Genomic DNA, 10,356 nt, shown 5'->3' with positions numbered 1-10,356 from the left:
CCGTCGCGGTGCGCGGCGTCTCGCAGGGCGTCGAGGTGCGCGACGGCCGGGTCGAGGAATCCGAGCGCGCCGAAGGCGACGATGTCGGATTGCGAGTGCTGGTCGGACAGCGCCAGGCGGTGGTGTCCACCAACGACGTCAATGGCGACGGCGTCGCGCGGCTCGCCGAGCGCGCGGTAGCGATGGCCAAGGTCGCGCCCGACGACAAATATGTCGGTCTGGCCGATCCGTCGCTGCTGGCGCGCGAATTTCCGGAGCTCGATCTGCTCGATCCGAAGATCCCATCCGTGGCCGAGCTCGAGCGGCGCGCCCAGGAGGCGGAGGCCGCGGCGCTCGCCGTCAAGGGCGTCACCAAGTCGGGCGGCGCCTCGGCGTCGGCCGGAATTGGCGGCATGGTGCTTGTCACCAGCTCGGGCTTCCACGGTTCTTATCTGCGCTCGAGCCAGGGTATCTCGATGACCGCGATCTCGGGCGAAGGCACCGGTATGGAGCGCGACTATGACTACACCTCGGCGCCGCACGCCTCCGATCTCGAGACGCCGGAGCGGGTCGGCCGCAAGGCGGGCGAGCGCACGGTGGCCCGCGCCAATCCGCGCAAGGTCGAGACCTGCAAGGTGCCGGTGGTGTTCGATCCCAGGGTGTCGGGCTCGCTGGTCGGTCATCTCGTCAGCGCCATCAATGGCGCCTCGATTGCGCGCAAGACCAGCTTCCTCAGGGATCGCATGGGCGCTCAACTGTTCGGCAAGAATATCCGCATCATCGACGACCCCCTGCGCAAGCGCGGCTTGCGCTCGCAGTCATTCGATGCCGAGGGCGTCAAGGTCGAGAGGCTCGCGCTCATCGATGACGGCGTCCTGACCTCGTGGCTGCTGGATTCGGCCACCGCGCGCGAGCTTGGCCTCAGGACCACGGGACACGCGCATCGCGGCGTCTCGTCATCGCCGTCGCCCGGTCCGTATAACCTGCATCTGGCAGCCGGCGAGCCGACGCCGGCCGAATTGATGAGCGACATCAAGCAGGGCTTCTACATTACCGACCTGATCGGCTCCGGCGTCAACGGCGTCACGGGCGATTACAGTCGCGGCGCGTCCGGCTTCTGGATCGAGAACGGCAAGCTCACTTATCCGGTCAGCGAAGTCACCATCGCGGGACATCTGCTCGAGATATTCAAATCGATGGTCCCGGCCAATGACCTGGAATTCCGGTACGGCGTCAATGCGCCGACGGTGCGTATCGAGGGATTGACACTTGGCGGACGCTGATCCGGTCACGCGCGACGCCGATCTATTGAAGGACAGCGTGCGGGAAGCCGGCGCGCTCGCGCTGTCGCTGTTTCGCACCGAATTGAAGAATTGGACCAAAGGCGCCTCGTCGCCGGTATCGGAAGCCGATATCGCCGTCAACGATCTCCTGGAGGCGCGGTTGCGTTCGGCCACGCCGGATTATGGCTGGCTGTCGGAAGAGAGCGCCGACGACCAGGTCCGTCTCGAAAAACGCCAGGTCTGGATCGTCGACCCGATCGACGGCACCCGCGGCTATCTCGCCGGGCGCGAGGATTGGTGTGTGAGTGTGGCGCTGGTGCAAGGCGCCTCGCCGGTGCTCGCCGCGGTCTACGCGCCGGCCAGTGACGAGTTTTTCTTTGCGATCCGTGGCCAAGGCGCCACGCGCAACGAACGTGCGGTGCATGCCACGGCCGGCACCGAGATGGATTTTTCCCGCGTTGCCGGTCCGAAGCCGCTGGTCGAGCGCCTCAGCCCCTTATCCCGCGAGATCACCCTGCATCCGCGGATCGGATCGCTGGCGCTCAGGCTCTGCCGGGTCGCGCAAGGCAGCCTCGATGCCGCGTTCGCCGGCGGCCAGAGCCGCGACTGGGATCTTGCGGCGGCGAATTTGATCGTGCAGGAAGCGAATGGTAGGATGACGGCGCTTTCCGGTGATGAGATTCTCTATAATCGCCGGGACGTGGCGCACGGGGTACTGGTAGCTGCGGGACGCGATCGTCATGCGAGCATTGTCGCATATTTTCGTGGTCGTCCGCTGTCCTGAACCCTTCCTGCGCCTGACGCAACGGACGCCTGCCGGGCACCCTCCTGAGGAAAAATGATCATGCCAGATAGTGCTCCGCAGCAATTGCTCCACCTTGTCATGGGCGGCGAACTGACAAATCTCGAGAACAACACGTTCAAGGACCTCGATCAGGTCGAGATCGTCGGCGTGTTTCCCAATTATGCGGCCGCCTACACGGCCTGGAAGGCCAAGGCGCAGCAGACCGTCGACAACGCTCACATGCGCTATTTCATCGTGCATCTGCACCGGCTGCTCGACCCTGCTCACGACCCGAAATCCGGCCATTGAAGAGTCTGGTTCGTAACGCGCTGCGCAGCAGCTGGCTGCAGCGTGCTGTGGGTTTTCTCGCGGCCGAGTTTCTGCGCCTGGTCTGGCTCACCAACCGATTCACCTTCGAGCCCGCCAACATTTATGAGCTGGTCGAGCCGCGGATGCCCGGCATCCTGGTGTTCTGGCACGGCCAGCATTTCATGGCGCCGTTCATCAAGCGAAAGGCCAGCTACCGCGCCAAGGTCCTGATCTCCCGGCATCGCGACGGCGAGTTCAACGCGATCGCCGCCGAACGGCTCGGCATCGGCACCATTCGCGGTTCCGGTGATCATGGCTCCGCGTTCAACCGCAAGGGTGGGGTCGGCGCGTTCAAGGAGATGGTTCGCGCGCTTGCGGAGAACTATAATGTCGCGGTGACGGCCGACGTGCCGAAGCGCTCGCGCGTCGCGGGGCTCGGTGTCATCATGCTGGCGAGAGAATCGGGACGACCGATCATGCCCTTTGCGATGGTGACGAGCCGCTTCATCCGGTTGAAGAACTGGGACCGCACGACCATCAATCTGCCGTTTGGCCGCGGCGCATTGGTGGGAATCAAGGAGATCAATGTTCCGCCCGATGCCGATGCCGCGACCATGGAGAAATTGCGCCTCGATCTCGAGGAGACGCTGAACGAAGCGAGCCGGCGCGCTTATGCGATCGTCGGCCGCCCGGAAGGGGCAGACCATGGCTGATACGCTGCCGATGACGCTGCGCGTCTACCGCAGCCTGTCGTCGGCGATGGTGCCGCTGGCGCCGGCGCTGATCAAGCGGCGGCTGAAGCTCGGCAAGGAGGATCCGGCGCGGATCGGCGAGCGTCGCGGGCTGAGCCTTGACACGAGGCCGCTCGGACCGCTGGTCTGGATTCACGGCGCCAGCGTCGGCGAGGTGCTGGCGGCCGCCGCGCTGATCGAGCGGCTGCGCGAATTGAACCTCCGCATCCTCCTGACCTCCGGCACGGTGACGTCGGCGGCGATCGTCGCCAAGCGGTTCCCGCCCGACATCATCCACCAATACGTGCCCTATGATTCGCCGCGCTACGTCGGGCGCTTCCTCGATCATTGGCGCCCTTCGCTGGCATTGTTCATCGAATCCGATCTGTGGCCCAACCTCATCCTGTCGAGCGCGGCGCGGCGGCTGCCGATGGTGCTGATCAACGGGCGGATGTCGCCGCGTTCCTTCCCGCGCTGGCGCCGGGTCTCCCACACGATCTCGGCGCTGCTTGGCAGTTTCGAGGTCTGCCTCGCCCAATCGGCGGCCGACGCCGAACGCTTTGCCACGCTCGGCTGCCGCAACGTGGTCACGACCGGCAATCTCAAACTCGACGTTCCCGCGCCGCCCGCCGATCCCGCCAAGCTGGAACGGCTGATGTCGCTGACCCGCGGCCGGCCGGTCATTGTCGCGGCCTCGACACATCCAGGCGAGGAGGAGCTCCTGATCGCGGCACATCGGGCGCTCGCCGGCTACTTTCCGGGGCTTCTGACCGTGGTCGTGCCGCGGCATCCGCATCGCGGCGTTGCGATCGCGCGCATGATCGCCGCGTCCGGGCTTCGCCCGGCGTTGCGCTCGCGCGAGGAAATGCCGGTCGCCGGCACCGATATCTACGTCGCCGATACCATGGGCGAACTGGGGCTGTTCTATCGCCTGTCGCCGATCGTGTTCATGGGCGGATCATTGGTCACTCATGGTGGACAGAATCCGATCGAGGCGGTCAAGCTCGGCGCTTCGATCGTTCATGGTCCGTATGTCTTCAATTTCTCCGACGTCTACGAGGCACTCGACGGCGCGGGAGGCGCCCGCAAGGCCGACACGCAGGAGACGCTGGTCCGGCAGATCGCGCTGTTGCTGGCGGACCCGGCCGCGCGCGAGCCCGTCGTCGCGGCCGCCGTGGGCGTCGTCAATGAACTCGGCGGCGCGCTGGAGCGCACGCTGACGGCGCTTGAGCCCTATCTTCTGCAGTTGCGGCTGGAAATGGGAGCCGCGAATGCGTGAGCCGGCCTTCTGGCACAGGCCATCATCGTGGACGTCGCATCTGCTCTGGCCGCTCGGCGCGCTCTATGGCGCGGTCGCCGCGCTGCGCCTGCAGCGCACGGGGTTCGACGCCGGCGTTCCCGTGCTCTGTGTCGGCAATTATCATTTGGGGGGCGCCGGCAAGACCCCGACCGTGCTGGCACTCGCCGATATCCTGCGCGGTCTTGAGGAGACGCCGGTCGTGCTCAGCCGCGGCTATGGCGGACGCCTGCGCGGGCCGGTGCTGGTCGATCCAGCACGGCACAGCGCCATCGACGTCGGCGATGAGCCGCTGATGCTGGCGTCGCGCGTTGCCGTTGTCGTGGCGCACGACCGCATCGATGGCGTCGCCATGGCGCGATCGCAGCGCGCCAGCGTCATCCTGATGGATGACGGCTTTCAAAACCCCGCCATCGTCAAGGACGCCTCGCTGATCGTGATCGACAGCGAACGCGGCGTCGGCAACGGCCGGGTGTTTCCGTCCGGTCCCCTGCGCGCGCCGCTTGCGCCGCAGCTGGCACGCACCGATGCGCTCATCATCATCGGCGAGGGGAGCGCGAGCAAGGCCATTGCGGCCGCGATCGGCGCGCGGGGTGGGCAGGTGTTGTCCGCCCGCTTCAAGGCAGACGCTGCGACGGTGACGCGACTTTCGGGAAAGCCGGTGCTCGCCTTTGCCGGGATCGGCGATCCCGGCCGCTTCTTCAGGACGTTGCGGGCGAGCGGGATCGACGTGGTCCGCGAGCGGGCCTTTGCCGATCACCATCGGTTTTCGCCGGACGAAACCAAAGAGCTGACGACGACTGCCGAACGCGAGGGGCTCACGCTGGTGACGACCGAAAAAGACCTGGCGCGGCTGCGGGCGGACAACGAGCTTCCAGCGTGGGCGCGCCAAGTCGTGCCATTTGCAGTGACGCTGCAATTCGAACATGTCGAACGGCTGCGGAAGCTGCTCGCCGACCGGCTGTTTGCCGCGCGCGAGAAAAAATTCGGGGGGCGCTGAGGCCGGCCGGAAAATCCGTCTGCTCAAGCCATTGCGCCGAGTGCGCGCGGAAAATGTCGCTGCAGCACCGCAGTCGGGGTCGCATAGGCCTCCTGCAGATCGACGCTCCAGTATTTCAGCTCATCGAGCGGAATCCGGACATCGGTCACCGCGCAGCGCACGTAGGTCCCCGGCGAGATCACACGGAAATCGCCATCCAGATATTGCACCTGCGCTTCGCCATGGCCCGAAGGGCCGAATTTATTCAGCACGGTTAATGCTCCGATGAAGACCCGTTCTCGGGGCCATTGCTCAATCTAGCATACATAGGGTGGACTGTCCGCTGGCGAAACCCACCGATTTGTGATGCTTTGCGTGCACTGCCGCATGCTAGCTTCTCCACGGATGGGTCGCTCCCGGCTCGATGATGTTTCCGCAAGACCGATGCGCTTCTTGTCAGCCCTCGTGTTTCTGATGCTCCTGGCCGGGGCTTTCCCGGCGGCGGCCGCGTCAATACCGGCGCCGCAGCAGGTCGAGATTCCGGCTGGAAATACCACCCTGCACGCCTTGCTCTACAAGCCCGAGGGGGAGGGCCCGTTTCCCGCCGTGATCGCGCTGCATGGCTGTGGCGGGCTGGTCGGGCGTTCCGAGCTGGTGCTGCCGCGCTATCGCGACTGGGCCGAGCAATTGCTGAAAGATGGCAAGGCGGTGCTGTTTCCGGACAGTTACGGCTCGCGCGGGCTCGGACCGCAATGCCGCGTCGATGAGCGCAGGGTGCGCGCGCGGAGCGAGCGGGTCGAGGACATCACGGCGGCGCGGAAATGGCTGATGCAGCAGCCCTGGGCCGTGCATAGCCGCATCAGCCTGATGGGATGGGCGGGCGGCGCCAGCGCGCTGTTGTGGGCGGTGCGTCCGCAATTGTCCACGCGCAGCGCCGAGCCCGACTTCCGCTCGGCGATCGCGTTCTATCCGGACTGCCGCGTGTCCGCCGGATTGGGCTGGAGCGCGCGGGTGCCGACGTTGCTGCTGATCGGAGCCAAGGACGACGTCGCGTCGCCGCCGGCCTGCCGCCAGATGGTCGACGGCGCACGCGGACGCAGCGCGCTGACGCGGATGGTGGTCTATCCCGGCGCCTATCACGATTTCGACCGCCCCAACCTGCCACTGCATGCGATCGCCGCGAACGCCGATGCGGCCGTGCCGGAGCACGGCCATCTCGGCACCGATCCCGAGGCGCGTGCCGACGCGGAAAAGCTCGTGACGGAATGGCTGGCGCGGTGAAGCAGGGAGCGACCGCTTCGCTCCGCCGCGCGCAGATGAAGAGGGCCCTGTTCCGGTTCGGGTCTAGAGTTTGCTCCGGCGATCAAGATAGGCATCGAGGCGAGCGAACACCTTGCGGGCATTGCCCTCGAAAATCTTGCCGCGATTCTCCGGGCTGAGGGCCGCGACCTGATCGATGTAGCGCCGTGTATCGTCGTAGTGATGTTTGGTCTCCGGATCAATGCCGCGCACCGCGCCCACCATCTCCGACGCGAACAGGATGTTATCGATCGGGATCACCTTGGTGAGCAGATCGATACCCGGCTGGTGATAGACACAGGTGTCGAAGAAGACGTTTCCGAGCAGATGCTCCGCGAGCGGCGGAAGCTTCATATCCTGGGCAATGCCGCGATAACGGCCCCAATGATAGGGCACCGCGCCGCCGCCGTGCGGAATGATGAATTTGAGACTGGGGAAATCCTTGAACAGCTTCGATGTCAGGAATTGCATGAAAGCCGTGGTGTCGCCGTTGATATAGTGCGAGCCGGTGGCGTGGAAATTGGGGTTGCAGCACGAACTGACGTGGACCATGGCGGGCACGTCGAGCTCGACCATCTTCTCGTAGAACGGATACCACCAGCGGTCGGTCATCGGCGGGTCGGTCCAGTAGCCGCCGGACGGATCCGGATTGAGGTTGCAGCCGATGAAGCCGAGTTCGTTGACGCAACGCTCGAGCTCTTCGATGCAGTTGGCGGGCGACACGCCCGGGTGTTGCGGAAGCTGGCACACCCCGACGAAATTCCGCGGGTACAACGTGCAGACCCGGTGAATCAGGTCGTTGCAGATCCGGGTCCATTCCCGGCTGATCTCGGCAGTTCCGACATGGTGGGCCATGCCGGAGGCGCGCGGCGAGAAGATCGTCACGTCGGTGCCGCGCTCCCGCTGGATCTTGAGCTGTGCTCCTTCCAGGCTTTGGCGGATTTCGTCGTCGCCAATGCCGATATTCGCCGCGGTCGGCCGCCGCGACGGGTCCGCGAGCGCCGACAGTTGGCGGTCCCGGAACGCATGGAGCTTGTCGGGTTCAGTCGTGTAGTGGCCGTGGCAGTCGATGATCATGGACGTCCTCATTTACGAAGTGGAGCGGGGTCAGGTTCGGAAAGCAAGCGCGTCCGCGGCCGCGGCTCGCGCGATGATCACGCCGCCGGAAGCGAGACGGCATCCGGCTCCGATCCTGATTTAGGCGTGACGCGCATGGTGGCGGCGATGACCGCGGCGAGCAGCAGAAAAGCGGAGATCGTCACCAGGGCAAGCGAGAAGCTTCCGGTCTGTTCCTTGACCAGGCCGATCAGCCAGGGGCCGATCAGGCCGCCGAACTGGGCGATGGTGTTCACCGTGGCGATCGAGGCTGCGGCCGCAATCCCGGTCATGAATGATGCGTTCAGGCTCCAGAACAACGTGTTGCCGGAATTGAGCCCCAGCCCGGCAATGCATAAGCAGACATAGGCCAAGACTGGATTCTGTACGTAGGCGCTGGCCAGCATGCCAACCGCGCCGAGCGTATAGACCCCGGCCAGATGCAGCTTGCGGTCGCCGCTCTTATCGGAACTGCGGCTGATCAGGATCGTGCCGAGGATGCCGAGCAGGGGCGGCAACGCAGACAGAAATCCGACCTGGATGTCGGTCAGCGTTCCCATGCTCTTGATGATCTGCGGCAGCCACATGAACATGCCGTAAATGCCGACCAGCGCGCAGCCGAACAGCGCAGCCAGCAGCCATACGCGCAGGTCCTTGACGGAATCGATCAGCCGGCCCGGTCCATGACGCTCGATCTCGGCGATTTCGGCCGTGAGTTCGGATTGCAGCCAGTCGCGCTGCGCCGGGCTGAGCCAACCGGCGTTGGCGGGACGATCGGTGAGGTAATACAGCGTGAAAATTCCGAGCAGGATCGTTGGAACGCCTTCGGCGATGAACATCCACTGCCAGCCGTGGAGGCCTGCGAGCCCATCCAAGTAGGTCATGACGGTCGTCGAGATGGGGCCGCCGAGAACCGCGGAAACGCCGCCGGCGATGATGTAGCCCGCGATCGCGCGGGCGCGATAACGCGCCGGGAACCAGTAGGTCAGATAGAGAACGACGCCGGGCATGAACCCTGCCTCCGCGACGCCGAGGCCAAAGCGCAGCAGATAGAAGCTCCAGTCACCCGACACGAAGGCCATCGCCGTTGCCACCGCGCCCCAACTCACCAGGATCCGCGCCAGCCAGATCCGTGCGCCGACCCAGTGCAGCATGAGATTGCTGGGGATTTCGAGCACCATGTAACCGAGAAAAAAGATGCTGGCGCCGAACCCGAAAATGGCCGGCCCGAAACCCAGATCATGGTTCATGCGCAAGCCGGCAAACCCGATATTGATGCGATCCAGATAGTTGAAGAACATCATCGCAAAGAACAGCGGGATGATCCGCCAGTAGATGCGATTGATGGTGCTGGTTTCCAGTTGTTGGTCCATCGGGGCCTCCCTGTATCTTTTGTTTTGGTTTGTTCAGTGCATTTTTTGCTTTGGATCGCGCCGGTCCCATTTGACCGGCGAAACCGGGCGCCGATCCGCCGTCGATGGCGCGCATGTCGACGCCGGTTTTCTCCGGTAGGATCAGCGCTATCGCGGCCGGAGCATCGATGGCTGCCGGGATCTTCCGCGCCTCAGCCGGCAGCGAGGCGCCGGTGACTGGACCCCGCCAGCACCGTCATGTTTCGATGAAGCAGCCCAGCCGCTCCAGGGTCTGATCGACCCAGGCCTTGGCGCGCTTTCCGCTTCTGATCGCCGCGATCATGACTTCCTCGTCGGCATGCTTCTTCTGCGCGGCCTCGAGCACCGCCGCGGTGTCGGCGAACGGCACGCAGAGCACGCCGTCGTCGTCGCCGAGGATCAGGTCGCCGGGCGCGATGACCATGCCGTCCAGCGCGATCGGCACATTGATCTCGCCCGGCCCATCCTTGTAGGGGCCGCGATGGGTGACGCCGGCGGCGAAAATGGGAAAGCGTCCCTGCCGGATCGTGCCAGCGTCGCGGATCGCGCCGTTGATGACAAGCCCCGCCACGGCGTTGACTTCGGCCTCTGTTGCCATGATCTCGCCGAACAGCGAGTTGGTCAGATCGCCGCCGGCATCCACCACGATCACGTCGCCTGGGGCCGCGATCATCAACGCCTTGTGGATCATCAGATTGTCGCCGGGACGGGTCTTGACGGTCAGGGCAGGTCCGGCAAGGCCGCCGCCGGCATGCATCGGACGCAGCCGCGGGCCGCCGGCGGTCATGCGCGCCATCACGTCGCTGACATTGGCGACGGGAATTTTCCTGAACGCCTCGATGGTGGCGGTGTCGACCGCCCTGGTTCGCCGCAGCACCCGCAACCCGATGGCCATGTTTCTCTCCCTGACGTTTGGGCCAAGCTGGACGGGATTGTAGATATCGTCCAATATGATTTCGGGGGCTCGGTGATAGCCTGGAGAAATATCCGATGGACTTCCGCCAGCTGCGTTATTTCGTTGCGGTCGCCGAGGAATTGAACTTCAGCCGGGCCGCCGAGCGGCTGAACATCTCGCAGCCGCCGCTCAGCATCCAGATCAAAGCGATGGAGGAGGAGCTCGGCGCCGTGCTGCTGGCGCGCACGCGCCACAGCGTCGCGCTGACCCAGGCCGGCAAGCTGCTGCTCGATCATGCGCGAACGGCGCTGCAG

General features: G+C 65.0%; 12 protein-coding genes. 8 read left to right on the top strand and 4 right to left on the bottom strand.

The features are described 5' to 3' along the window. The 6 genes from WCB02_RS06085 to lpxK form a co-directional block, all read left to right on the top strand. Positions 1-1,262 (top strand): TldD/PmbA family protein (locus tag WCB02_RS06085; RefSeq protein WP_423956935.1); only part of this gene is annotated, 1,262 nt, incomplete at its 5' end. Beyond that, positions 1,249-2,046: a 3'(2'),5'-bisphosphate nucleotidase CysQ gene (locus WCB02_RS06080; protein ID WP_423956934.1), complete on the top strand. Its 798-nt coding sequence runs from the start codon at positions 1,249-1,251 to the stop codon at positions 2,044-2,046. The genes WCB02_RS06085 and WCB02_RS06080, both read left to right, overlap by 14 nt. A gap of 60 nt (positions 2,047-2,106) precedes the next feature. Further along, positions 2,107-2,355, top strand: a complete 249-nt coding sequence (locus tag WCB02_RS06075) for a DUF4170 domain-containing protein (RefSeq protein ID WP_423956933.1) — start codon at positions 2,107-2,109, stop codon at positions 2,353-2,355. After that, on the top strand, positions 2,352-3,068 hold the full coding sequence (locus WCB02_RS06070; protein WP_423956932.1) for a lysophospholipid acyltransferase family protein: 717 nt from the start codon (positions 2,352-2,354) through the stop codon (positions 3,066-3,068). The genes WCB02_RS06075 and WCB02_RS06070 overlap by 4 nt, the downstream gene beginning before the upstream one ends. Next, positions 3,061-4,365 carry a 3-deoxy-D-manno-octulosonic acid transferase gene (locus tag WCB02_RS06065; RefSeq protein ID WP_423956931.1) on the top strand — a complete coding sequence of 435 codons (1,305 nt, stop codon included), beginning with the start codon at positions 3,061-3,063 and terminating at the stop codon, positions 4,363-4,365. Before WCB02_RS06070 ends, WCB02_RS06065 begins: the two co-directional genes overlap by 8 nt. Beyond that, a complete protein-coding gene (lpxK, locus tag WCB02_RS06060; RefSeq protein WP_423956930.1) occupies positions 4,358-5,383 on the top strand; it encodes a tetraacyldisaccharide 4'-kinase in 1,026 nt (341 codons plus the stop codon). Before WCB02_RS06065 ends, lpxK begins: the two co-directional genes overlap by 8 nt. Positions 5,384-5,406: 23 nt before the next feature. Here the strand turns inward: lpxK and WCB02_RS06055 are convergent, their stop codons facing one another. Beyond that, positions 5,407-5,634 (bottom strand): DUF2093 domain-containing protein, encoded by a 228-nt coding sequence (locus WCB02_RS06055; RefSeq protein ID WP_423956929.1) that lies wholly within the window; start codon positions 5,632-5,634, stop codon positions 5,407-5,409. Between the two features lie 172 nt (positions 5,635-5,806). Between WCB02_RS06055 and WCB02_RS06050 the strand changes: the two genes are divergently transcribed. Further along, positions 5,807-6,643: a dienelactone hydrolase family protein gene (locus WCB02_RS06050; protein WP_423956928.1), complete on the top strand. Its 837-nt coding sequence runs from the start codon at positions 5,807-5,809 to the stop codon at positions 6,641-6,643. 63 nt (positions 6,644-6,706) lie between these two features. Here the strand turns inward: WCB02_RS06050 and WCB02_RS06045 are convergent, their stop codons facing one another. The 3 genes from WCB02_RS06045 to WCB02_RS06035 form a co-directional block, all read right to left on the bottom strand. After that, entirely contained in the window at positions 6,707-7,738 is a 1,032-nt protein-coding gene (locus tag WCB02_RS06045) for an amidohydrolase family protein (protein ID WP_423956927.1), read from the bottom strand. Between the two features lie 77 nt (positions 7,739-7,815). Beyond that, entirely contained in the window at positions 7,816-9,129 is a 1,314-nt protein-coding gene (locus WCB02_RS06040; protein WP_423956926.1) for an MFS transporter, read from the bottom strand. A 235-nt stretch (positions 9,130-9,364) separates the two neighbouring features. Beyond that, complete coding sequence (locus tag WCB02_RS06035; RefSeq protein WP_423956925.1) at positions 9,365-10,042, bottom strand: RraA family protein; 678 nt, start codon at positions 10,040-10,042, stop codon at positions 9,365-9,367. 95 nt (positions 10,043-10,137) lie between these two features. Here WCB02_RS06035 and WCB02_RS06030 point away from each other — a divergent pair. Beyond that, positions 10,138-10,356 (top strand): LysR family transcriptional regulator (locus tag WCB02_RS06030; RefSeq protein WP_423956924.1); only part of this gene is annotated, 219 nt, incomplete at its 3' end.

This window comes from Bradyrhizobium sp., from assembly GCF_049581145.1.
GTDB lineage: Bacteria > Pseudomonadota > Alphaproteobacteria > Rhizobiales > Xanthobacteraceae > Bradyrhizobium.
Note: the sequence above shows the minus strand (reverse complement) of the source record. Positions and strands in the feature narration are given on the sequence as shown.

What these genes read in the sequence shown, in the direction of transcription:
- WCB02_RS06075 (WP_423956933.1), top strand. Translation starts at nt 2,107, where the DNA reads ATGCCAGATAGTGCTCCGCAGCAATTGCTCCACCTTGTCATGGGCGGC.
- WCB02_RS06065 (WP_423956931.1), top strand. Translation starts at nt 3,061, where the DNA reads ATGGCTGATACGCTGCCGATGACGCTGCGCGTCTACCGCAGCCTGTCG.
- lpxK (WP_423956930.1), top strand. Translation starts at nt 4,358, where the DNA reads ATGCGTGAGCCGGCCTTCTGGCACAGGCCATCATCGTGGACGTCGCAT.
- WCB02_RS06050 (WP_423956928.1), top strand. Translation starts at nt 5,807, where the DNA reads ATGCGCTTCTTGTCAGCCCTCGTGTTTCTGATGCTCCTGGCCGGGGCT.
- WCB02_RS06045 (WP_423956927.1), bottom strand. Translation starts at nt 7,738, where the DNA reads ATGATCATCGACTGCCACGGCCACTACACGACTGAACCCGACAAGCTC.
- WCB02_RS06040 (WP_423956926.1), bottom strand. Translation starts at nt 9,129, where the DNA reads ATGGACCAACAACTGGAAACCAGCACCATCAATCGCATCTACTGGCGG.
- WCB02_RS06035 (WP_423956925.1), bottom strand. Translation starts at nt 10,042, where the DNA reads ATGGCCATCGGGTTGCGGGTGCTGCGGCGAACCAGGGCGGTCGACACC.